Origin of the sequence: Cupriavidus sp. Agwp_2 (assembly GCF_040784895.1) — a bacterium.
Taxonomy (GTDB): Bacteria; Pseudomonadota; Gammaproteobacteria; order Burkholderiales; family Burkholderiaceae; genus Cupriavidus.
Genome location: NZ_CP088083.1, coordinates 2430016 through 2453028, shown reverse-complemented (window position 1 = coordinate 2453028; position 23013 = coordinate 2430016). Strand labels below are relative to the sequence as shown.

Below are 23013 nucleotides of genomic sequence, written 5' to 3'. Positions count from 1 at the left end.
GCGCCTGCATTGTGCGGAACGTGGTGATGCGGAAAGCATATCGAACATGGAGACCGGATGCAGCTAAGTTTGGAGGCCGTGGCGCAGCAGGCAGGTTCGCAGGCGTATCTCTATCCGCTGACGCTGGCGCCGGTTCCCGGCGCGGTGACCATCCTGCTGGGCGCCACCCAGGCGGGCAAGACTTCGCTGATGCGCGTGATGGCGGGGCTCGACCGGCCCAGCGCCGGCCGCGTGCTGGTCGACGGCCATGACGTCACCGGCGTGCCGGTGCGCGAGCGCAATGTGTCGATGGTCTACCAGCAGTTCATCAACTACCCGTCGCTCAAGGTCTTTGACAACATTGCCTCGCCGCTGAGGTTGCGGCCGCGGCTGCGGCGCAAGGGCGCCGGCGGCGGCGATATTGCCGCGCGCGTGCGCGAACTGGCGGCGCGGCTGCATATCGACCATTTGCTGGACCGCTACCCGTCGGAGCTTTCGGGTGGCCAGCAGCAGCGCGTGGCGCTGGCGCGAGCACTGGCCAAGGAAGCGCCGCTGATGCTGCTGGACGAGCCGCTGGTCAACCTGGACTACAAGCTGCGCGAAGAACTGCGCGAAGAACTGTCGCAGCTGTTCGCGCATGGCGACGCCACCGTGGTCTACGCCACCACCGAGCCCGGCGAGGCCCTGCTGCTGGGCGGCAATACGGCCGTGCTCGATGCCGGCGAGTTGCTGCAGTACGGGCCGACCGCCTATGTCTTCCACTATCCCGATTCACTGCGCGTGGCGCGGGCCTTCAACGATCCGCCGATGAACCTGGTCGCCGGCACGCTCAGCGGCGGCTGGGTCACGCTCGCCGGCGACATCTCGGTGCCGGTGCCCGGGGCTGGCGGCGGCGACGGGCCGGTCACCGTCGGCGTGCGGGCGTCCGCGCTGCGCCTGGCCGGCGAGCCGGGCGCGGTCGCGGTGCCCGGGCGCGTGGCGCTGGCCGAACTGTCGGGCTCGGACACCTTTGTCCACGCCGATACGCCGGTGGGCAACCTGGTGGCGCAGTTCGCCGGCGTGCTCGACCTGCGGCTGGGCGAACCGGTGTCCTTGCACCTGTTGCCTGACCAGATCTACCTGTTCGACGCGGCCGGCCGGCGCATCCATGCACCGCGCCGGCCCGGCGGGCTGGCGGCGGGGGTGCCTGGCGGTGTGCACGGTGTTGTGCCGGGTCATGTGCCGGGCGGGGCAGCAGCCGGGGGCTGACGATGGCACGCATCGACCTCGACCTGGCGCATTCCTACGTGCCGCATCCGCGCAACGATGAGGACTACGCGTTGCTGCCGCTGAAGTTCACCTTCGAGGACGGCGGCGCCTATGCGTTGCTGGGCCCGTCGGGCTGCGGCAAGACCACGCTGCTGAACTGCATTTCGGGGCTGTTGCAGCCTTCGCACGGCACCATTGCCTTCGACGGGCGCGATGTCACCGGTGCTACGCCGCAGGCACGCAATATCGCCCAGGTGTTCCAGTTCCCCGTGATCTACGACACCATGACCGTCGGCGAAAACCTGGCCTTTCCGCTGCGCAACCGCGGCGTGCCCGAGGCACAGGTGCGCGAGCGGGTCGGCCGCGTCGCCGAGATGCTGGACCTGTCGGCCACGCTGGACCGTCGCGCCAGCGGCCTTGCCGCCGATGCCAAGCAGAAGATCTCGCTCGGCCGCGGGCTGGTGCGGCATGACGTGTCGGCGATCCTGTTCGACGAGCCGCTGACCGTCATCGACCCGCAGCTCAAGTGGCAGCTGCGGCGCAAGCTCAAGGAGATCCACCACGAATTCCGCCTGACGCTGATCTACGTCACCCACGACCAGACCGAGGCCCTGACCTTCGCCGACCAGGTGGTGGTGATGTCGCGCGGCAAGGCGGTGCAGGTCGGACCGGCCGATGCGCTGTTCGAGCGGCCGGCGCATACCTTCGTCGGGCATTTCATCGGCTCGCCGGGCATGAACTTCCTGCCGGGCCAGTGGCGCGACGACGCCATCGAGGTGGCGGGCCGCCGCTACACGCCGGCGCTGGCGTCATCGGTGGCCGCGGCCTTGCGCGCCGCGGGCAGCTTTCGCATCGGCGTGCGGCCCGAGTACCTGCAACTGGCACCGGAGCGCGATATGCAAGCGCTGCCGGTACAGGTGCAGCGCGCGCAGGACATCGGCACCTACTGGCTGGTGACCGGCAACGTGCAGGAGGCTGGCGCACAGGCTGGCACGCTACGCGCCCGGCTTGGAGGCGAGGCCGCCGCGCTACGGCCCGGCGACACGGCCTGGCTGTCGGTGTTCAATCCCCATACCTGCTACTACGTCAACGAGGAACTGGTGTCATGAAGCCCATCAACCAGAAGGCCTGGCTGCTGGTGTTGCCGGTGGTGGCATGCGTGGCGTTCTCGGCGATCCTGCCGCTGATGACCATCGTCAACTACTCGGTGCAGGACATCATCTCGCCCGAGCGGCGCGTGTTTGTCGGCACCGAATGGTTTCGCACCGTGCTGCGCGATGGCGAACTGCACGACGCGCTGCTGCGCCAGCTGGGCTTTTCGCTGGCGGTGCTGCTGGTGGAGATCCCGCTCGGCATCCTGCTGGCGCTGTCGATGCCGGCCAAAGGCTGGAAGGCCTCGGCGGTGCTGGTGATCATCGCGCTGTCGCTGCTGATCCCGTGGAACGTGGTCGGCACCATCTGGCAGATCTTCGGGCGCACCGATATCGGCCTGCTAGGCGCCGCGCTGGCAGCCATGGGCTTCGACTACAACTACACCGGCAGCGCCTTCGATGCCTGGGTGACGGTGCTGGTCATGGATGTCTGGCACTGGACGCCGCTGGTGGCGCTGCTCTGCTACGCGGGCCTGCGCGCGATTCCCGATGCGTACTACCAGGCTGCGCAGATCGATGGTGCTTCACGGCTGGCGGTGTTCCGCCACATCCAGCTGCCCAAGCTGCGCGGGGTGCTGATGATCGCGGTGCTGCTGCGCTTCATGGACAGCTTCATGATCTATACCGAGCCGTTCGTGCTGACCGGCGGCGGGCCCGGCAACGCCACCACCTTCCTGTCGCAATACCTGACGCAAAAGGCCGTGGGCCAGTTCGACCTGGGCCCGGCGGCGGCGTTTTCGATCGTCTATTTCCTGATCATCCTGCTTATGTGCTTCATCCTCTATAACTGGATGCAGCGCGCGGGCACCGCCGGCAGCGAGGACATGCCTCATGGCTGAAATCCGCACCCGGACATCCACCACGACATGGTGGCGCGCCGGTTTCCTGCTGGTCTACCTGCTGTTCGCCATCGTGCCGATCTACTGGATGGTGAACATGTCGTTCAAGACCAACGAGGAGATCGTTTCCACGCTGTCGCTGTGGCCGGCCGAATTCACGCTGGAGCACTACAAGACCATCTTCACCGACCCGTCGTGGTATTCCGGCTATATCAACTCGATGATCTACGTGGCGATGAACACGGTGATCTCGATCGTGGTCGCGCTGCCGGCCGCGTATGCGTTCTCGCGCTACCAGTTCATCGGCGACAAGCATGTGTTCTTCTGGCTGCTGACCAACCGCATGACGCCGCCGGCGGTGTTCCTGCTGCCGTTCTTCCAGCTGTACAGCACCATCGGCCTGATGGACACGCACCTGGGCGTGGCGCTGGCGCACCTGGTCTTCAACGTGCCGCTGGCGGTGTGGATCCTGGAGGGATTCATGTCGGGCGTGCCGCGCGAGATCGACGAGACCGCCTACGTCGACGGCTACTCCTTCCCGCGCTTTTTCCTGACCATTTTCCTGCCGCTGATCAAGGCTGGCGTCGGCGTGGCGGCGTTCTTCTGCTTCATGTTCAGCTGGGTGGAACTGCTGTTGGCACGCACGCTGACCTCGGTCAACGCCAAGCCGATCGTGGCCACCATGACGCGCACGGTGTCGGCCTCCGGCATGGACTGGGGCGTGCTGGCCGCGGCCGGCGTGCTGACCATCGTGCCGGGCGGCATCGTGATCTGGTTCGTGCGGCATTACATCGCGAAGGGCTTCGCGATGGGGCGTGTGTAAGGCGCACGTGTAAAGCGCGCGGACAAGACAAGGAGACGTGGCAATGCTCAGCTGGATGGTGTGGACGACGCCGGTCGCGGTGTTCTTCGGCTGCATCGTGGTCATGCTGGCCGGCATGACCCTCTGGGAAATCCGATCGCCTTCGGTGCTGCGCAAGGGCTTTCTGCCGATCGCCACCACGCGCGGCGACCGGCTGTTCATCGGCCTGATGTGCGCGGCGTGGGTCAACCTGGCATGGGTCGGGCTGGGAGAAAAGGTCACCGCGTGGCTGTCCTTGTCCGAGGAACCGTCGGTGTGGATCAGCTTCGGCGTGTCAATGCTGGTACTGGCACTGATACTGCGCAAGGGCTGACTGGCGCATCGGCACCAGCCGTTTTTGCTTCGATGGGACATGCGGCTTATCCCTGCCCCGGGGCCGCCACCCAGACCATAGCCGGGGAAGGGAATTCATGAGGAGACACCGATGAAAGTGCACGTGAAGTTGGGGATGACAGCCCTCGCCTGCGCGGCTGCGCTGGCTTGCGGCACCTCCGCCCTGGCGGGCGAGGCGGAAGCGAAGAAGTGGATCGACAATGAGTTCCAGCCTTCGTCGCTGTCCAAGGACAGGCAACAGGCGGAGATGAAGTGGTTTGTCGATGCGGCCGCCAAGCTCAAGGCCAAGGGGGTCACGCAGATCAGCGTGGTGTCCGAGACCATCACCACGCACGAGTATGAGTCCAAGACGCTGGCCAAGGCCTTCGAGGAAATTACCGGCATCAAGGTCAACCATGACCTGATCCAGGAAGGCGACGTGGTCGAGAAACTGCAGACCTCGATGCAGTCCGGCAAGTCGATCTACGACGGCTGGATTTCCGATTCGGACCTGATCGGCACGCACTATCGCTATGGCTCGATCCTGCCGCTGACCGACTACATGAACGGCGCCGGCAAGGAGTGGACCAACCCGGGCCTGGACGTGAAGGACTTTATCGGCACCAAGTTCACCACCGCGCCCGACGGCAAGCTGTACCAGTTGCCCGACCAGCAGTTCGCAAACCTGTACTGGTTCCGCGCCGACTGGTTCGCGCGCAAGGACCTGCAGGACAAATTCAAGGCCAGGTACGGCTACGACCTTGGCGTGCCGACCAACTGGTCCGCCTATGAAGACATCGCCAGTTTCTTCACCAACGATGTGAAGGAGATCGACGGCAAGAAGGTCTACGGCCACATGGACTACGGCAAGAAGGACCCGTCGCTGGGCTGGCGCTTTACCGATGCCTGGCTGTCCATGGCGGGCACCGCAGACAAGGGGCTGCCCAACGGCATGCCGGTGGACGAGTGGGGCATCCGCGTGGCCGAGGACAAGTGCACGCCGGTCGGCGCTTCGGTCGCGCGCGGCGGCGCCACCAACAGCCCGGCGGCGGTCTATGCGTTGACCAAGTACATCGACTGGATGAAGAAGTATGCGCCGCCGCAGGCAATGGGCATGACCTTCTCCGAGGCCGGACCGGTACCGGCGCAGGGGCAGGTGGCGCAGCAGATCTTCTGGTACACCGCCTTTACCGCCGACATGACCAAGAAAGGCTTGCCGGTGGTCAATGCGGACGGCTCGCCCAAATGGCGCATGGCGCCGTCGCCTTACGGCCCGTACTGGAAGCAGGGCATGCAGAATGGCTACCAGGACGTGGGCTCGTGGACCTTCTTCAAGAACACCGATCCCAACAAGCTCGCCGGGGCGTGGCTGTATGCGCAGTTCGTCACGTCGAAGACGGTATCGCTGAAGAAGTCGCTGACCGGGCTGACATTCATCCGTGACAGCGATATCAACCACGACTACCTGACCAAGAATGCGGCCAGGTATGGCGGCCTGATCGAGTTCTACCGCAGCCCGGCGCGCGTGGCCTGGACGCCGACCGGCACCAATGTGCCCGACTATCCCAAGCTGGCGCAGCTGTGGTGGAAGAACGTGGCCACTGCGGTGACCGGCGAGAAAACCCCGCAGGCAGCAATGGACACGCTCGCCGACGAGATGGACCAGGTGATGGCACGGTTGCAGCGCGCCGGCATGAGCAACTGCGCGCCCAAGCTCAACCCGAAGGGCGATCCGGCCAAGTGGCTGTCTGACGACCACGCGCCGTGGAAGAAGCTTGCCAACGAAAAGCCGAAGGGCGAGACCATCCCCTACGACAAGCTGCTGCAGGCGTGGAAGGAGGGCAAGGTACGCTGAGCGCGGCGCCGGGCAGGCCGCAAGGCTTGGCCCGGCCGCCATGTCACCGCAACGGGCGCGAAGTGCGCCCGTTTTTTCCGTCTGCGCTAGGCCGGCAGGCCGGCCGGCTCCGCGCGAGCTGCCGGCCGCGGGCTGGCTTCGGCTTCGCCGGCCGGTGGTGCGCAGGTCGCCTGGGCAGCCTGGACGGCATAGCGCGCCTTGCCGTGCCGCTTGGCCTCGTACAACGCCATGTCGGTGTGCATGAACAGCTCGCTGACGGTCATCGCGTGACGCCCGTCGTGCAGCGCCGAGCCGACGCTGGCCGTTGCCGACAGCGAATGCCCGTCGATCACCAGCGGCATGCGCGCGGCCTGCACGATGGCGTTGGCGACCGACTCCATCGCGCCGCGGTCCGCTACGCCGTCGAGGATCACCGCGAACTCGTCGCCGCCGATGCGCGCGACCGCATCGCCCTTGCGCACGCAGGCACGCAAGCGCTGCGCGAAGGCCACCAGCAGGCGGTCGCCGACCGGGTGGCCATGGTTGTCGTTGATCGCCTTGAAATCGTCCAGGTCCACCAGCAGCAGCGCCAGCGCGCGGCCGCCGGCGCTCGTACGTGCCATGCATTCGGCCAGGCGCCGGTCGAAGCCCTTGCGGTTGAGCAGGCCGGTCAGATGGTCCGAGACGGTCTGTGCCTCCAGGTTGCGCAGCTTCTCGCGCTCGTGCGTCACATTGCGTGCAAACATATGGAGCCCGACCACGGTGTCCTGGGCATCGTTCCAGGCCGGCTGGTAAGTGACCTCCATGCATTCGTTGCCATCGGCGCTTTCACGCGTGAAAGTGACCGGACGGCCGGCGAATGCCTGCTCCAGATAGGGCCGGCAGGCCAGGTACTCCTGCGTGCCCCACAGTTCGCGCAGCGATAGTCCGGCGATCTGTTGCGCCGGGACCCCGTAGTGCTGCGCGTAGGCCTGGTTGACGAACACGTAGCGCTGCTGGCGGTCGATGAACGAGACGAAGTCCGGCACATGGTTGGCGATCGCCTCGATGCGTTTCTCGCTCTCGGCGGCGCGGTCCTTGGCCGCTTTCAGAGCGGCTTCGCGTTCCGAAAGCTGCGCCACGACTTCTGCAAAGGTTGTGGCGAGTTCGCCGATTTCGTCGGCCCGGCCAGTGGGCAGGTCCGCCAGCGCCGCCGGGTTGGCGGCAATCTGGCGCACGGCGCGGTGCAACCGCTGCAGCGGTGCCAGCAGCCGGCGCATCACCAGCCACATCAGCGCCGCGGCGAACAGCAGCGATATCCCCGCAATGATGATCGTGCGTTGGCGCACATCGACCAGCGCGGCGAAGGCTTCGGTCGCCGGCAGCACGGCCACCACTTCCCAGCCATTGGACTGCAGCAGGTAGCGCGCCACGATGGGCTGCGTCGGCCTGACCACTTCCAGCATCGAGGCAGGGCGCTCGACACCGCAGGCCTCGTCCACCGCCCGCGCTGGCGCGAGCACGCGGGTCGGATCGGGATGCATCGCGTAGCGCGGACTGGCGCCGGCCGACACCAGGCAGAAGCTGCCGGTGACGCCGACGCGGCCGTGGGCCAGCTCGCGCAGGAAATTATTGGCGGACAGGTTCAGCACGCCGCCGACCACGCCGCGCAATTCGCCGTTGGGCCCGTGCAGCGGCACGGCCAGCACCACGCCCGGTGCATTGGTCAGCTTGCCCTGGATCAGGTCTGACACCGCGAGCGACTGGCCGCGCAGGACATCGCGAAAATAGTCGCGATCGTCCACCCGGAGGCGCACGCCGTCCGGGATGGCCGTGCTGAACACCAGCTGGCCGTCGGGCGTGGCGAGAAAGACGGCGTTAAACATGTCCGGCATGTCGACCATGCCCTCGGCGGCCCGGCGCAGTTCGGCCGGCCTGGCTGCCAGCATCGGCGACAGTTGCCGGGCCATGCGGCGCAACACCGCGGCACGGCTTTGCAGCTTTTCGTCGAGTTGCTCCGCCACCAGTTCGACCAGCGTGTCCTGTTGCTGCTGCAGCAGGCGCTTGAGGCTGTCGTAGGCGTAGTACTGGGCGTAGAAGGCGCGCAGCACGATGATCAGCGTCACCACACCCGCAGTGGCAATCGCCATCCGGTACTTCAAAGAGTGCTGCATGATTGCCCGTCTTTCTTGTGCGCACTGACCCGTGTTCCGGTCCCAGGGCTCTGTATTGCCGACCCCGCCCATTGCCGGCGCGTGCGTTGAAGATTAGCAGATGTCAAGGGTGAATTCGAAACTGTTTGCAACAAGAACGGCGGGCTGTTGCAACGGTGCGATGGGTGCCCGGGTGGAGGGTGCAGTTTGCGCCCCAGGGAGAAGTGGGTGCGGAGGCGGAAAAGAAAAAAGCCAGCGCGAGGCTGGCTTTTTCTGAATGCTGGTGGGTGGTACAGGGATTGAACCTGTGACCCCTGCCGTGTGAAGGGATGGCCTCAAGCAGGCGTCCACAATTGTAAAGCATCCGCGCACACGGTGTAGACATTCGTACGAGCGCGCATACGATTGTGCTTATCGCACGGACGGCCAACTAGTCGCTGGACGGTGCCCCCTGTCTTGGCTGACACTGTTACATTGCGGCGAAAGCTGCGCTTCTCGGCGGAATGACGTAGCCAAGTGCCTTTCATTCGGTCAAAATGCCAATCTAGTCACATTAGAACACCTTGAGGAGTGCGAATGGACCGCGTCGATTATGAGCAGGCCGTGATTCAAGATATTGCGAATTTTCATAAAAATGGCGAGTTAAAACTGGACCCCTGGTATCAGCGGCGCTCAGTTTGGAATACTGCGCAGAAAGGTTACTTGCTTAATACACTCTTTGTTAAGAAGCCTGTGCCCACCATTTACATTCGGCACTATCTTGATATAGAAAAGGAAAAAAGTATTAAGGAGATTGTCGATGGGCAGCAGCGCCTGAGAGCAATATTGGGATACTTGGATGATGAATTTGCTGCACGGCACCCAATGTATTCTAAACCCGTAAAGTACTCAGAACTTTCTGGTGCGCAAAAGACGGATTTAAAAATGACGAAACTTTCCACCGGTATTCTCGTTAATGCCGGAGAGGGGGATGTCATTGAGATTTTTGGGAGGCTTAATTCGATATCAAAAACTCTAAATGCGCAAGAGAAGAGGAATGCAAGATTTAGTGGTCTGTTTAAACAATTTTGCTTGGAGAATGCGGCGCACCACGTGCAATTTTGGCGTGAGTCTAATGTCTTCTCCGCGACAGATATATCAAGAATGGAGGAGGTCCAATTTATTTCGGATATCGTCCATAACATGATTAATGGTCTTTCCGATTTTAGTGCGTCGCGATTAGATAACCTATATCAACAATTTGATGAGGATTTCCCGGACGAGGAAAAGATTCAAAAGCGGCTTGATAAGGTATTCAAAATTCTTGAGAAACTTGGGCCTGAAATTATTCGCGATACTATCTTTTCGCGGTCACCAATCTTCTTTTCATTGTTCTTGGTTCTTGAGTCAAAAACGGCAGCACAGCTGAAGAAGCTTGAGCAGACGCTAATAGATATCGACGCCAAGTTTAATGATGAGGCTTCGCAGCGGGTGAAGGATAAGGCGTTTCATGAGGCCTGTTTGGCATCTACGCAGCGGATAAAAAGCCGGGAAATTAGGCGGGCATATTTGAATGAGCTTATTGTTTAGATGCCATGGTGACTCTTGGGACTGAATACAATAGATTTAATGCAGTCACAACGAAGCTTTTGGATATAAGCAGAAATGCCGGAAGTCTAGATATTCCATATCAAAAATTGATTGCGGAAACGCTAATGCTACGGCTATTTTATGAACTGGATGGCTGCATTGAAGGAATAGTTCTGAAGCTAGTTCGCGGGACCCCGTATCTTGATGGCAACCAACCGCAACTGCTGCGTGCGCCTTTCCGAAGTCAAGAGGCGGCCCGTCAGCATATTTTGGCAACACACAGAAAGTATTATCTAGAGTGGACGACGTTGAATAAAACGCAGACCTATTTGAGAGGGATTGTTGACCCAAATGATCACTTTCTTGTGACGAGGGCTGTATACAACTCGGTCTATGAAGACATGCGCAATGTAAGAAATCATGTTGCGCATAACACGGCATCTACTAAAGCGCGATTTATTCCAGTCGTCCGCCGGATTTATGCAAATACCGCTGGCATTAGTCCGGCAAAATATCTTCTCTCCCGTAGGAATGCAATCATCGGCTACGCCGGCACTGAGACCGTTCTTTCACAATATATTAGGTGGAGTAGGCTGTTCGTAAAGACGTTGACCAAGTCTCCCATCTAGTGAGGTCCTGTGCCGGCGGAGTTGGAGGCGGTTCACACTGTGCGCCCATCCGGGAGTGGGGACGCAAACTAAGCTGTGCGGGAAAATTAGCCCTAAAAGTTGTGACTTTTTCATCGTTGTGGGTCGAGGCCCGGTCCGCAGGCTTTGCGCTTCTTTCGGCACTACCCCCCCGGGCGTGTTCGTCCCGCTCGATGCGCGCAAGACTGTGGGGGAATCGCTCGTTGAGCGAATTCCCCACGGACGGTGGGCCGTGGCTGGCCGAACGCGGGGCAGGCAGGGCGATGGGGCCACACCTGCGGCCTCGCGTGGCGTGGCGGGGCTGGTGGCCTGCGTGGTGCCCATCTCCGAATATCAGGTTGTGGAAGCCTAGCCGTAGATTCGCGCGTAAGTCTCGCGGGCAAACTCAAGGATGGCGACGTTGCTTTCCTGAACGCTCTTGCGTATCTCGTTTGGGTCGATTGCCATGACATCCTTCAGGAACCCCAGCACTTCTGGGTTCTCCCAGTTCCACGTTGACGACCCGATAACTTCCGTGAACGCTTCAATCCTGTCGAAGTGCCATGTGAGCATCGTCACTGCGTTTTGACAGTTGGTGTAGCCGTCGAACTTGAATACTTGGCCCTTTGTCGCTAGCGACCGGAGCTTGATTGTTGACGGTTGGACGGCCTCTAGCACGCCTCGCATGCGCTTGGCGTCTTGCTCTCCCTTCTTCTCGATGTAGGCAATCGCCCCCTTAACGGCTTTGTCGGCATCGTCACCGCTTTCCCACGTCGGTGCGTGACTGTCCATACCTATCTTTGCCATCTGCAAGAGTGTGATGGGCTTGTGCACTTCTGGGATATAGGCGTGGGCAGCTTCAATCAACTCATCAAGGAACTCTGCTTTCCTCTTGGCTTTGTCCTGCCGCTGCCAGTTCTTCAGAGCAAAAAACGCAATCGCCGCCGTTGCTACGGAAGCAAGCGCCTTGATGACCTCAAGCCAATTAATGCTCGTTATCGCGTCGAAAGACCACACAAGGGCGTCGCACATCAGCGCAGAACCACCTATTCGAATTCATCGTCTATCGGCCCGCGGCTGAAGGCTTTGGGGACGCGAAGCACTTTAGCGGATTTTAAGACTGCAATCAAAAAGGCCACTTTGGCAAGGAGCCGAACGCCTGCCTCTGGCTGAACTCGAACCATCCTTAGCCTCGCATCGCGCCAAACCAAAGATTTCCATTCCTACTGCGCAGGTTGCGGTGGCGGTGGCGGCGGCGGTGGCTCGGACTTGCGCCGTTCCACCCACGGCCGGTTGCGGCAATCGTTCATGGCTCACCACGTCACGTCTGCATAGGCCACCGCATCCGCGCGGCGGGCCGCCCACGTGGTGGGATACAGCGCGCGAATGGCCACCACTGATGTTTGCCACAGCGCGCGCACCGGGCGGGCCACGGTGCCGGCTTCGTCCACGATGGCGCCCGGGTCGTCTTCCTCATGCACCACGCCTTGTTCCGTCGCTTCAATGGCCACGGTGTCCCCGGATGACATGGCAATGTCCGGCGCGTCCACGGCCACCACGCGCCCGGGCGGAATGTTGGCGGACACCATCAGCGGCATTCCGGCCAGCAGGCCCGGCGCGGTCATCAGGTGGGCCGCTTGCAGGCCGGGCAGTTGCAAGGCATTGCAGGCGAACGCGGGCGCGGTGGGATTGTTCAAGGCTTCCAGCAGCGCGCGCACGTCCGCTTGTGGATTCGTGCTCGGAATCGGCGTCAGGCCAAACAACAGGCCGGCGGGGTTCTTGCCAGCTACGGCCGCGTCCGTGCCAAACAGCGCGTTATCGGCCGCATAGGCGGCATCCTCGCGCAACAGCGCGTCCAGCACGCTGGCGGCGGCCGATGACGCCAACAGTTCCGTGGTGGCCAGCGTGATGGCGCCCAACGTGCCTTGGCGCAGTAGCGAGCCGGTCAGTTGGCCACCGGACACCGGAATGGGCGCGCCGGGTGCCACCCACGCGAAGCGCAGGCGCTTGGTGCGGTCGCGCCCGGGCACCACCACCGTGTTTTCACCGGTCAGCGGCACCGCCTGCGCCAGTCGCACCAATTGGCCATAGAGGGAAGCGGGGGTGCTGGCCAGATAGGCGGCAATGGTCTGTTGGGTCAGTTCGGCCGCCCATCCAGGCGTGACACTATCCGCCGGGCCTTGCACGCCGCGTTCCAGCAGCGCGGCCATGGGGTCACGTTGAGAATCGGCCGGGAACAGGCGTTTCATGACGGTGGCGCGGTCTTCGTGCGTGTTCAAGCGGACGGCTTCGGCCAAGGCCAACATCGTGATGACGTGATAGCGGCGTTGTTTCATGGTGTCAGGCTCCGGGGCTGTTGACGATGGCGTGGGCGCGGATGCGCGGCTTGGTGGCGGCCTTGCCGGCGCTGCCATCGGCGGGCGGTGGAGTGCCGGCGGGCGGGGCAGGTGCGGCGGCAGGTTCCCAAGTCAATGGGACTTGTTGTTGCTGCACGCGTGGCAGGTCGCCACCTTCCACGGCGCCATAGTCCACCATGGCGCGCGCTTCGTTCGGACTCAGCAGGCCACCGGTGATGGCCTTGGTCAGTCCTTCCACGCGCTTGGTGAAATCCGTGCGCAGCAACGCGGCGGTGTCAAACTCCATCCACTCGCCATCGGGCAGGCCAAAGAGGCTATCCAGCGCGCTTTCGATGTGTTCCAGCACGAAGCCCAAGCCGGTGGACAACCAGTATTCCGTCAGGCTTTGCACGTTGGCCAGCGTGGCGTTCTCCAGTGCCCCAATAATCGGCAGTGGTACACCGAAAACACGCGCGATGTCTTCGGTGGTCATTTTGTACACGTCAATGATTTGCGCATCCTGCGCGCTCATCGTGACGGCTTTCCACTTGACGCCCCAACCCAAAATGGGCGTGCCACCCGCGTTGGCACCTTGGGTGAATTCCAGCCACTTGGCCCGGAGTTCGTCCATCTGTTTGGGCGTTAGCTGTTGTTCCGTTTCGAGTACCCCGGATGGCTTGGAAAAGTTGGTGAAGAACGCGGCTTCACTGCCAAGGATGGCGGTCCCTGCGGTCATGCTCAACGCGGCAGCGGTCAGCGGCGTGACACCTTCCAACGGGTTGTTGGGGTCGCATTGCTGGCGCAGGTGCAGTACGTCCCGGGCCGGCAACGCATACACATAGCCCCGGGCGTTGTCCGGCGCCATCGGCACCAAGCCAACGTTGGTGACCCCGTAAAACACAGCCACGTCCGTGGCGTCCTGCGGGTCGCGCCACACGAACGGCCGCGCGCCATCGGGCGGCACGATATGCAGGCTGTCCACTTCAAAGCGGGCATTGCGCACGGCCACCGCCACCCCGTTGCCGGTCAGCAGTTCGGCGCGTACCAGATTCAGGAAAAAGTCCGCGCGCGTCTGGTAGGCGTTGGGGCGGCGCATGACGCGGTGCGCGGCGCTGTTGATGACTTCCACGCGGCCGCCATCGGACAGGCGCCGCCAATGCCGGCACGGCAACATGGCCACGGCTTGGCTGATGGCGCGCACGCATCCTTCCACGGCCGGGTGTGTGCCCGTGGGCAGGGTGGGCAGGGCCATTTGCCAGTAGTTCCACGGGTAGGACGTGGGTATCAGGCCATCGGTGGTGGGCACCACGTTGGCGGACGCCCACCAGCCGCGCACGAAGGCGGGCACGTTGCGCGCGAGGGTGGCCACGGCGCGGCCAAGAGCGGGGGCACTCATAGCGGGGGTTCCTTCGGGTCTTCGTTGGCCAAGCGCAGCAGCAGCGGGACCGGCTTGTGCAACAGGTTGTGCTCGCACGCGAACAGCGCCAAGGCTTCGCTATCCATCGCGCCATAGGCTTGCAGCAGTGCGGACAACGTGCAAATGTCCTCTTGGTGGGTCAGCACCAGCGCCGCACCCACCGCATCGCCCACGCGCGCGGCGGCGTTGTCCATGGGATTGTCCATGTTGGCCACGCCTTCCAATCGCTCGATATCCTGGGCGTGCCGCGCGCGCACGATGGCTTCCGGCAGTCGCAGCAACATGCGGTCAGCGTGGACGGTGGCGCCCAACACCACGCACATGTCCGCCAGCGTCAGGGCGCCCCACTGGCGGGTCGTGACCCGGAACACGGGCGGGTCCACGCCCACATAGAGCGGCACCGCGCCCACGCGCCAGCAGGCCACGCAGCGCGCGGCGTAACACACCCCCCACGTCTGCGGCCAGTCATAGCGGGCATCGTCCAAGCGCAAGCGCCACGGCGTGGCCGGCTGAGAATTCAGCGCGTTGCATCCCTCAAAATTGAGGGCAGCAGCGGCCGGGCCATGCTCCGCAAAATTGCGGGGCATGGATTCCGGCGGTTGTGGGGTGGCGTCCATCGCAACAGCGTCAGCGGCGCAGGTCAGGCCATGGCGCGGCCATTGCGGGGGTCTTGCTGGTGCTGGCGCGTTCGATGGCACGCGTGGCGCAGTCCGCGCAGCGGTAGGCCACGCGGCCTTCCACGGGCCGGCGCTGGCCACAGTCGCGGCACAGGAAGGTTTCCCCATACGGGGCGGTCGGCGGGCTGTCCAGCACGGCGCGCACGCGGCGCGACAGGTTGTGCGCGCGCGTCTTGGGGTCGGCCAGCAGGCGCCGGACGGCAGCCGCCAGTTCGCCCGGGCAGTCCGTGAAATAGCCGGTGTGGCGGTTGCCGGTCACCAGTCCGTCCGCCATCAAGGACGGCATCAGCGGCGCCAAAAACCGGCGCGCGGCGTGCGCATTGCCAAGGGCGGGCAGGTACTCCGCGAGCCAGCAGGATGGTCCGAAAAACAGCGGAATATGGGCGGGGGAAGAAGGCGCGCCGGCCTCGCCTGAAGGTGCATAGCGCGCGGCGAGGTCGGCGGGTAACGTGGTGGTCGTGGGCATGATGGCCTCCGGTTGGGACCGGATACCGACCGTCGCCCTACCACGATGCAGAACAAACCAAGGGGCGGGGCGCGACAGACGGACCGGGCATGGCACTACACCGAAGGACCGGCCCACCGTCGCGCTTCGCTGTGGACAAGTTTAGTGCTGGCGGACAGATTGGCCAAGATGTTCAATCGAAAAGCGGCTTGGTCTTGCCCGGTTGCGTAGGCTTTGCACGCTCTGGCGGCGGTCCGTCCCAATCCGCGAAGCGCATGTATTCCGGCTGAAACAACACGGGGATGTCCGCCACCCGCCCTTGCCTTGCCTTGGCAACCTGTAGCTCGGAATACCAGGCGAAGCAGGACCATTCGTTGCGACGTTCGTCTTCAGACTTGTCGAGATATTCGTAGTGTAGGAAGGCAACCACATCCGCGTCCTGTTCCAAACTCCCAGAATCACGCAAGTCGGCCAGCGTGTAGCGCGTACCGTGGCGCAGCTCGCTAGCGCGGTTCAACTGCGCCAGCAGCAGCACCGCTACATCCAGTTCCTTGGCCAGTGCCTTGATGCCGCGCGAGATGGCTTCCAACTGCATGTTGCGATTGGCGCGCGGGTCGGCACCGTCCAGCAATTGCGCGTAGTCCACCACCAGCAGGTCTAGGCCACGATGTTGGCGCCGAATGCGCCGGGCCTTCGCATTGAGCGTGGCCAGCGTGAACGGTCCCCGGTCCACGATGCCGCCGCGAAAGGTGCTGTACTGCTGCGCGAAGCTGGGCAGGGCTTCCCACATCGACGTGTCCGATTCGTTAGGCCGGCGGAAGCGGTGCATCTCCAAGCGCGTCATGGCCGCCGCGTTGCGGTCCGTCAGCGCAATGGCGTCCATCTCCGCAGAGAACACTCCAACCACACCGCCAGCGCACGCCACATTGCGCATGATGGTCAGGCCGAATGCCGTCTTGCCGCGCGAGGGGCGCGCACCAAGGACAAAGGTGGTGCCCCGCTCCATGCCACCATCCAACAAAGCGTCAAGGTCACGCAGGCCGGTGGGCACCGCGCGGGTGACGCCCCGCAGGCGGTTCTCAATGACGTTGCACCACTCCTGCGATACCTGGCCAAAGGTGACGACATCGTCCGGCGGGGCAAGGTCGGCCAGTTCTTCCACGGCATCGCGCACGGCGGCAATCAGCATGTCCGCACTTTGCCCGTGTTGCTCCATCGCCTGCGCCTGTACGCGGTCCAACACGGCCAATAGTTCGCGCTTGCGCCACAGGTCCGTCACGCGCGCTACGTGCGTGGGGAAACTAGCGGCAGCGGTGGCGGCGGTGCATAGGTCGTTGAGGTAGGTAAGGTCGCAGCCCTTGGCCGCGCCACCCATCGTTTCGAAGACGCTCACCAAGTCCGTGGACTGGTGCTTGTCGCCCAAGGCCCGGATGGTTGCAAAGATGGTCCGATGGTCAGGCACGAAGAACGCGGCCGGGCGCAGGTGTTCACAGTGGTCGAGCAACCCGGGGTTCAGCATCAGCAGGCCCAGCACCTGATGTTCGGCCGGTACGCTGTGCGGCAGTGCCGGGGGCAGGTCGGTACGGGCGTTCACGCCGCATGCTCCCGGTCTTCTGCTTCCATGATGCGCTTGGCCATTTCACCCTTGGTCGTCAGGCGGCAGCCTGACCCGTCGCACACCCACAGTCCATAGCCTGCGGTGGCCACGAAGTTGCGGAAAGTGGCCGGCCAATCAGTCTTGGTCTTGTCCCTGCCTGCGCCGGTGGTCCAGTAACCTTTGAAATCGCGCCATGCGAGGCGGAGAAAGTCCCAATCCACAGCCGTGTCCGCCTGCCATTTGCGCACGGTCGGGTGGTCGGCTATCGCGGTGCCGCCACCGTTGGCCTGCAACCATGCGGCCAAAGTGGTGCTGTCACGCCTGCCGCGTCTGCCGTTGCACTGCAACGCGTCATCACCAACCAAGGGTGGGGTGCGCGCCTTGCGCGCGCGTACTTTCTTCGGGACTTCTTTTAGGGATTTACTTCGGGATTTATACACGTCGATATCGTCACCGCGTTCCGTCGATATCGTCACCGCATTCAAGTCGATATTGTCACCCCCTGTCTTTGAACTGGTGACGATATTGTCCCTGCAACGGTCGGTGGTGGCGATGATATCGGCCCCCTTCAACTGACCGGATATGGTGCAGACGGTGACGATATCGTCCCCATCTGACGCGGGACCAATATCGTCTTGCGGCACCGCACCCAGGATGTTTTCCAATTCGGACCGCCGCTTGCGGAAGGCCGCTTGCAAGGTGGAAAGCTCGGGCAGGGTCACCCGATAGACCACGGCGCGCCCACGTCTTCCTGCGGGGACAAGGTGGCCAGCCCGGACAAGTGCGGCGCGGTGCCGCTTCACGTTGTCGGGCGCGATGCCGATGGCGGCGGCCAACGTGGCCAGCGTTGGCCATGCCTCGGCGGTTGTTCCATCAGCGTGCTTCGCATACTGCGCCAGCACGCGCCATTGGGCACCGGGCAGCGGCATGAGAAATACCCGGTCCAACAGGTCCACGGCCATTGTTTACCCCCTTCTTCGGTCGGCAGAAGGCCATCGCAGCCCGGTCTTTGTCGGGCGCGTGGCTATCTCGCTTGTTTGGGGCTACGCGGCTTGGGCGTCGCTGTCGTCGTACTGTCGGGCGACCAAATCGAATGCTGCGGCATCAAAGCGGTCAGCATCGGCTACAAAGGCGCCGCGCGGGGTGCGGCGCAAGATGCCTTGCTTGTGGAGTTGTTCGCCGTTGCGCCGCCTGAAGGCGGCCCAACTGTATGCGCTTCCGCTGAGGCCTAGTTCGGGGTGCTTCTTGATGAAGTCGCGCCACGCGTCGGTGGCGGGTGTCCAATGGCTATGCATGAGTGATTCCCCTTGTGGTGCACAGGCTTCTGGCAGGTGCAAGGGGAATCTAAACAATGCGTGCGAGTGTCGAAAGATAGAATGCCGGGGGCGCTATTTTGTATGTTTGCGCGGGTCGGGAAACAGGCCGGTGAACTTCGCGCATAGGTCGTCCAGCAACTGCGCTAAGGTGCGCGGGCTACCGCCCACATGGGCTTCCAGTTCGGACAATGCCTGCTGACGATTCTTTCTACCCATGATGTAGTCCAGGGCAATCGCGAACGTATCGCTGTCAAGCGGGTGGAGGTCAGGGTTGTAGCGCGGGTCCTGACCGCGCACGCGCGGTGGCAGTCCAGCCCATCGACGCACGCGGCCCGTAGCCTTGTTGTCGGCGGGGTCTTCCTTATTCCGCAGAATAGCGTGCATCGCGAGGGCGGCCACTTTTGCATCATCGTTGTCGCCATTGATGGCGGCATTCATCCAACGCAGCAGAAACGGTTCGGCATGACCGTCGCTGATGATGCGCAGGGCGTCGGATACATTCAGGCTGCTGTTTTCCATGATGCCTCCGTGGCTTCGCGCAGGGTCTTGCTTTCCAGGTGGCCATAGCGGCGTTGCAGAATCAGGCTGCTATGCCCCAATACTTGCGCTGCCACGGCGATGGTCGTGCCGGCGCGCAGCAGTTCGGCGGCGCGGTGATGGCGCAAGTCGTGCTGATGCAGTCCGGGCCGGCCAATGGCGGCGGTCAGGTCGGCCCATGCGGCGCGGTAGTTGATGGGCTGGCCTTTTACCTTGCCCTCAAAGAGCAGGGCGCCCGGTTCGCGTTTGGGCCATACGCGGCGCATCAGGGCGGCGGTGTCCTCGGAGAAGAACAGTTGTCGGGGCCGGTCGGTCTTGGTTTCCATCACGGTGATGGTGCGCGCGTCCAGGTCGATGTCTGACCAGCGACGCTCCCGCACTTCGCCACGGCGCCCTCCGGTGTCCACCAGCAGGCGGACATAGACGGCAAAGCGACGGTCCTTGAAGGCGGCGGCGCCCTTAATGAGGGCACGGATTTCCCGGTCGCCGATTTCTACGCGGCGGATGGCTTCGTCGTAGCGTTGCAGTCCAAGGGTGGGGGAGACGAAGCCGGCGGGGGCCAAGTGACGGCGGATGGCCCACTTGTAGAGGGTGCCGATAGTGCTGGTGTCGCGGTTGATGGTACTGGCCTGGTAGAGGCCCGATTGCAGCATCGCTTCGGCGGCGAGGGAGATATCTCGGGTGGTCAGTGACCATGCCGACAGACGGCCAAAAGCCTCCGTCCACTTTCGTAGCCGGAGGTCGGCGCCATCAAACTGCACCGCACAATACGCGTCGGCCAGTTCGGCAAAGTTCATTTCAGCGGCGGTATGCTCGCCGACTTGCGCCATCGCAGCGCGCAAGTTAAGTTTGGGTCTCATGAATCAGGCTCCTTAATGCACTGTGCAAAAGTCGCCTGCCAGAAGCCATGGTCCCCGGCTGCAATCCCTTATGGGGCAAGGGATTGCGGATAATTCTGGTGGGTGGTACAGGGATTGAACCTGTGACCCCTGCCGTGTGAAGGCAGTGCTCTACCGCTGAGCTAACCACCCCTTTCTGCGTCGTCGTTGCCGTCGTGCAGCGGAGAAATGAGATTATGCAGGGGCCTCTGTATCTTGTAAAGCCCTTTTCAAAACTTTTTGGTCAGGCAGCCAGTGTGCCGGCTTCCTCGGCGGTCACTTCCTGCCATACCGTCTTGCCGCCGCTGGCCTTGTCCAGGCCCTTGAGCAGGTCGAAATGGGCCTCCATTTCTGCTTCGGTGGCGCGCAGCACGGGCAGTACCAGGCCGGACAGGTCGGCGGTGGCGGTGACTCCGCCTGCGCCGGCGCTGCTGTCCATCGTGTCGATCACCAGCGAATCCTGGCCGCGTGTCATCGCCAGGTAGACCTCGGCCAGCAGTTCGGCATCGAGCAATGCGCCGTGCAGCGTGCGATGCGCGTTGCTGATCCCCAGCCGGTCGCACAGGGCGTCAAGGGAGTTGCGCTTGCCGGGGAACATCTGCCGCGCTTCGCGCAGGGTATCGATCACGTTGCCGACATGCTGGCGGAACGGCGGCATGCCCAGCAGCTGGAATTCCATGTCGAGGAAGCCCAGGTCGAACTGCGCGTTGTGGATGATCAGTTCGGCATCGGCGACGAATTCGCGGATCTCGTGGACGACCTCGGCAAAGCGGGGCTTGTCCGCGAGGAACTCGACCGTGATGCCGTGCACGGCGATCGCGCCCTCGTCGATGTCGCGCTCGGGGTTGACGTAGAAGTGCAGGTGGCGCCCGGTCAGGCGGCGGTTAAGCAGCTCGACGCAGCCGATTTCGATCAGGCGGTCGCCGGTGGCGGCATTCAGGCCGGTGGTTTCGGTATCGAGAACGATTTGTCGCATGGCGGGCATTCTAGCGGAGCGGCAGTCCGGCTCCGGTAAAAACTGGGGTCCGTCGGTTCAGCGGCCGATCGATTCGACGCCGCGGTTGGCCAGCGCATCGGCGCGCTCGTTGCCGGGATGGCCATTGTGGCCGCGCACCCAGTGCCAGGAGATCTGGTGTCCCTGGGTCAGCGCTTCGAGCTCCTGCCACAGGTCGGCGTTCTTCACCGGCTTCTTGTCGGCGGTCTTCCAGCCGCGCGCTTTCCAGCCGGGCAGCCATTCGCTGATGCCTTTCTGTACATATTGCGAGTCGGTGTAGACGCGCACGGTGCAGGGCCGCTTGAGCGCGCGCAGCGCTTCGATCACCGCGGTCATCTCCATGCGGTTGTTGGTGGTGTTGGCCTCGCCGCCGAACAGTTCTTTTTCATTGGTGCCGGCGACAAGCACCGCACCCCAGCCGCCGCGGCCGGGGTTGCCCTTGCAGGCGCCGTCGGAGTAGATCGTGACTTCTTCCATGGGATTCCGTTGGGGGCCGGCCGCGTAGCGCGGCCGGCGCAGGGGTTTTTTCGCCGTGGCTACGGCTTAGTGTTCATCGCGCGGCGTCTTGCCGTGCGTGCCGGTGGGCGTGGCCACGGGCGATGCCACCGGTGCCAGCGCCGGCTTGGACTTCCAGGCCGGGCCGACCAGGCGCACGTTGCGCACGCGCTTGATCGCCGAGATCATATAGACCGCGCCGAAAATCGGCCACCAGCGGTCGCCGGCCTTTTCCATGAAGGCGGAGCGCTGCAGCCAGCGCTCGGTGCGGTAGGGCGGGCAATAGCAGCCGAAGCGGCCGCGGATGATATCGAAGCCGAGCAGCTTGAGCCAGTCCTTGATGCGCACGAAGCCGATCTGCTGGGCATCGGTCGGCAGGAAGGGCGTGGCGCCGAGCCTGTTCATGCCCTGGCGCGCGCCCCACAGGCTCATCGGGTTGAAGCAGGTGACCACCACGCGCCCTTCGGGCATCAGCACGCGCGAGACTTCGCGCAGCACTTCGTGGGGGTCTTCGGCAAACTCCAGGATATGGGGCAGTGTCAGCAGGTCGACACTCTGTGTGTCGAACGGCAGTTCGTCGAAGCGGCACAGCAGCTGGCGCGCATCCGGATGTGCCGCGCGCGGCCCGTGCGGCCCGCTGGCCGGGTCCAGCGCCAGCGCCGAGAACGGCATCCGGTTCTCGCGCAGGGTATCGACGTATGGCATGCCCAGCTGTACGGCGTGGTAACCGAAGATGTCGGCCACGGTGCGGTCGTACTGCTGCGCTTCCCAGCGCAGCATGTACTCGCCGGGCGGCGAGGCCAGCCAGTCTTCCCAGCTTACAATCGGGCCATTCAGGCCATGCTGGCCGTACTCGCCGTGTGGGCGATTGGGACGATTGGACATAGGAGCATGCGCATGTTGAAGGTTGAGCCGATCCCGGCGTTCCAGGATAACTATATCTGGGCCATTCACGACGGGCATCACGCCGCCGTGGTCGATCCCGGCGAGTCGGCGCCGGTGGAGCAATTTCTGGCGCAGCGGGGGCTGGCTCTGGGCGCTATTGTAATCACCCATCACCACGGCGATCACCAGGGCGGTGTTGCTGACCTGCTGGCGGCGCACCCGAGCACGCCCTCGGGGGCACCAATGCCGGTGCTGGGGCCCGCGGGTGAACGTATCGGCGGACGCACGCGGGCGCTGCGCGAGGGCGACGAGGTGACGCTGGCCGAGCCGGCCGTGACGCTGCGGGTGCTGGACGTGCCCGGACATACCGCCGGCCATATTGCCTACGTGGGCGACCTGGGCGAGGCCGGTCCCGCCGTGTTCTGCGGCGACACGTTGTTCGCCAGCGGCTGCGGGCGGCTGTTCGAGGGGTCGCCGGCCCAGATGCTGGCGTCGCTGGACAAGCTGGCGGGCCTGCCGGGCGACACGCGCGTCTACTGCGCCCACGAGTACACGCGCAGCAACGTGCGCTTCGCGCGGGCGGTCGAGCCGGAGAATGCCGCGCTGGCGGCGTGGGAGCAGCGCGTCGATGCACTGCGTGCGGCCGATACGCCCACGCTGCCGACCACCATCGCCCACGAGCGCGAGGTCAACCCGTTCCTGCGCTCGCGCGAGCCTGCGGTGCGCGCCGCGGTGTCGGCGCAGGGCGGTGCCACCGACAGCGACGCAAAAGCATTTGGCGCGTTGCGTGGGTGGAAGGACAATTTCCGCTAAATTGAATGCAGGCCCTGCCGAAAACCCTTACGAGTCAAGGCTTTCGGGCCGCTACCTAGAAAAATCTGATT

The 23013-nt window shown here is 63.5% G+C and carries 23 protein-coding genes and 1 tRNA gene; 9 read left to right on the top strand and 15 right to left on the bottom strand.

Going from position 1 to position 23013, the window contains the following annotated elements:
• Window positions 1-57: 57 nt before the first annotated feature.
• The 6 genes from LPA45_RS11500 (at window position 58) to LPA45_RS11475 (ending at window position 6246) form a co-directional block, all read left to right on the top strand.
• A complete protein-coding gene (locus LPA45_RS11500; protein WP_317925428.1) occupies window positions 58-1227 on the top strand; it encodes an ABC transporter ATP-binding protein in 1170 nt (389 codons plus the stop codon).
• Between the two features lie 2 nt (window positions 1228-1229).
• Window positions 1230-2336 carry an ABC transporter ATP-binding protein gene (locus LPA45_RS11495; protein ID WP_317925429.1) on the top strand — a complete coding sequence of 369 codons (1107 nt, stop codon included), beginning with the start codon at window positions 1230-1232 and terminating at the stop codon, window positions 2334-2336.
• The gene (locus LPA45_RS11490) at window positions 2333-3217 is read left to right on the top strand and encodes a carbohydrate ABC transporter permease (protein ID WP_116321967.1); all 885 of its coding nucleotides are present in this window, start codon (window positions 2333-2335) and stop codon (window positions 3215-3217) included. The genes LPA45_RS11495 and LPA45_RS11490 overlap by 4 nt, the downstream gene beginning before the upstream one ends.
• Window positions 3210-4040 (top strand): carbohydrate ABC transporter permease, encoded by an 831-nt coding sequence (locus LPA45_RS11485; RefSeq protein WP_317920346.1) that lies wholly within the window; start codon window positions 3210-3212, stop codon window positions 4038-4040. Before LPA45_RS11490 ends, LPA45_RS11485 begins: the two co-directional genes overlap by 8 nt.
• A gap of 43 nt (window positions 4041-4083) precedes the next feature.
• Window positions 4084-4392, top strand: a complete 309-nt coding sequence (locus LPA45_RS11480; RefSeq protein ID WP_116321969.1) for a DUF2160 domain-containing protein — start codon at window positions 4084-4086, stop codon at window positions 4390-4392.
• A 123-nt stretch (window positions 4393-4515) separates the two neighbouring features.
• Window positions 4516-6246 carry an ABC transporter substrate-binding protein gene (locus LPA45_RS11475; protein ID WP_116322044.1) on the top strand — a complete coding sequence of 577 codons (1731 nt, stop codon included), beginning with the start codon at window positions 4516-4518 and terminating at the stop codon, window positions 6244-6246.
• 86 nt (window positions 6247-6332) lie between these two features.
• On the opposite strand, the gene LPA45_RS11470 is transcribed toward LPA45_RS11475, so the two are convergent.
• Window positions 6333-8378 (bottom strand): diguanylate cyclase domain-containing protein, encoded by a 2046-nt coding sequence (locus LPA45_RS11470; RefSeq protein ID WP_317920350.1) that lies wholly within the window; start codon window positions 8376-8378, stop codon window positions 6333-6335.
• A 555-nt stretch (window positions 8379-8933) separates the two neighbouring features.
• Here LPA45_RS11470 and LPA45_RS11465 point away from each other — a divergent pair.
• Complete coding sequence (locus LPA45_RS11465) at window positions 8934-9926, top strand: DUF262 domain-containing protein (protein ID WP_367394568.1); 993 nt, start codon at window positions 8934-8936, stop codon at window positions 9924-9926.
• A 5-nt stretch (window positions 9927-9931) separates the two neighbouring features.
• Complete coding sequence (locus LPA45_RS11460; protein WP_367394567.1) at window positions 9932-10555, top strand: hypothetical protein; 624 nt, start codon at window positions 9932-9934, stop codon at window positions 10553-10555.
• Window positions 10556-10921: 366 nt separating this feature from the next.
• Here LPA45_RS11460 and LPA45_RS11455 read toward each other — a convergent pair whose 3' ends face one another.
• The 14 genes from LPA45_RS11455 to LPA45_RS11390 all read right to left on the bottom strand — a co-directional run bounded on the left by LPA45_RS11455 (window position 10922) and on the right by LPA45_RS11390 (window position 22129).
• The gene (locus LPA45_RS11455) at window positions 10922-11584 is read right to left on the bottom strand and encodes a hypothetical protein (RefSeq protein WP_367394566.1); all 663 of its coding nucleotides are present in this window, start codon (window positions 11582-11584) and stop codon (window positions 10922-10924) included.
• Between the two features lie 281 nt (window positions 11585-11865).
• Window positions 11866-12888, bottom strand: a complete 1023-nt coding sequence (locus LPA45_RS11450) for a hypothetical protein (RefSeq protein ID WP_367394565.1) — start codon at window positions 12886-12888, stop codon at window positions 11866-11868.
• A 4-nt stretch (window positions 12889-12892) separates the two neighbouring features.
• Window positions 12893-14257, bottom strand: coding sequence for a phage portal protein (locus tag LPA45_RS11445; RefSeq protein WP_367394564.1), 1365 nt, complete (start codon window positions 14255-14257; stop codon window positions 12893-12895).
• A gap of 23 nt (window positions 14258-14280) precedes the next feature.
• Complete coding sequence (locus LPA45_RS11440; RefSeq protein ID WP_367394563.1) at window positions 14281-14922, bottom strand: hypothetical protein; 642 nt, start codon at window positions 14920-14922, stop codon at window positions 14281-14283.
• Window positions 14923-14932: 10 nt separating this feature from the next.
• The gene (locus tag LPA45_RS11435; protein WP_367394562.1) at window positions 14933-15448 is read right to left on the bottom strand and encodes a hypothetical protein; all 516 of its coding nucleotides are present in this window, start codon (window positions 15446-15448) and stop codon (window positions 14933-14935) included.
• A 172-nt stretch (window positions 15449-15620) separates the two neighbouring features.
• Window positions 15621-17021, bottom strand: a complete 1401-nt coding sequence (locus LPA45_RS11430; protein WP_367394561.1) for a replicative DNA helicase — start codon at window positions 17019-17021, stop codon at window positions 15621-15623.
• Complete coding sequence (locus LPA45_RS11425) at window positions 17018-17986, bottom strand: helix-turn-helix domain-containing protein (protein WP_367394560.1); 969 nt, start codon at window positions 17984-17986, stop codon at window positions 17018-17020. Before LPA45_RS11425 ends, LPA45_RS11430 begins: the two co-directional genes overlap by 4 nt.
• Before the next feature lie 81 nt (window positions 17987-18067).
• Window positions 18068-18319: a hypothetical protein gene (locus tag LPA45_RS11420; protein WP_367394559.1), complete on the bottom strand. Its 252-nt coding sequence runs from the start codon at window positions 18317-18319 to the stop codon at window positions 18068-18070.
• 93 nt (window positions 18320-18412) lie between these two features.
• Window positions 18413-18859 carry a hypothetical protein gene (locus tag LPA45_RS11415; RefSeq protein WP_367394558.1) on the bottom strand — a complete coding sequence of 149 codons (447 nt, stop codon included), beginning with the start codon at window positions 18857-18859 and terminating at the stop codon, window positions 18413-18415.
• Window positions 18841-19737 (bottom strand): tyrosine-type recombinase/integrase, encoded by an 897-nt coding sequence (locus tag LPA45_RS11410; protein ID WP_367394557.1) that lies wholly within the window; start codon window positions 19735-19737, stop codon window positions 18841-18843. The genes LPA45_RS11415 and LPA45_RS11410 overlap by 19 nt, the downstream gene beginning before the upstream one ends.
• Window positions 19738-19833: 96 nt before the next feature.
• A tRNA-Val gene (locus LPA45_RS11405) sits at window positions 19834-19908 on the bottom strand.
• A 91-nt stretch (window positions 19909-19999) separates the two neighbouring features.
• A complete protein-coding gene (dnaQ, locus tag LPA45_RS11400; RefSeq protein ID WP_376790605.1) occupies window positions 20000-20740 on the bottom strand; it encodes a DNA polymerase III subunit epsilon in 741 nt (246 codons plus the stop codon).
• Between the two features lie 48 nt (window positions 20741-20788).
• The gene (rnhA, locus tag LPA45_RS11395) at window positions 20789-21226 is read right to left on the bottom strand and encodes a ribonuclease HI (protein WP_116321971.1); all 438 of its coding nucleotides are present in this window, start codon (window positions 21224-21226) and stop codon (window positions 20789-20791) included.
• Window positions 21227-21292: 66 nt separating this feature from the next.
• On the bottom strand, window positions 21293-22129 hold the full coding sequence (locus tag LPA45_RS11390; protein ID WP_116321972.1) for a methyltransferase domain-containing protein: 837 nt from the start codon (window positions 22127-22129) through the stop codon (window positions 21293-21295).
• Between the two features lie 12 nt (window positions 22130-22141).
• Here LPA45_RS11390 and gloB point away from each other — a divergent pair, with 12 nt between their 5' ends.
• On the top strand, window positions 22142-22942 hold the full coding sequence (gene gloB, locus LPA45_RS11385) for a hydroxyacylglutathione hydrolase (RefSeq protein ID WP_317920355.1): 801 nt from the start codon (window positions 22142-22144) through the stop codon (window positions 22940-22942).
• The last annotated feature ends 71 nt before the right edge of the window (window positions 22943-23013 follow it).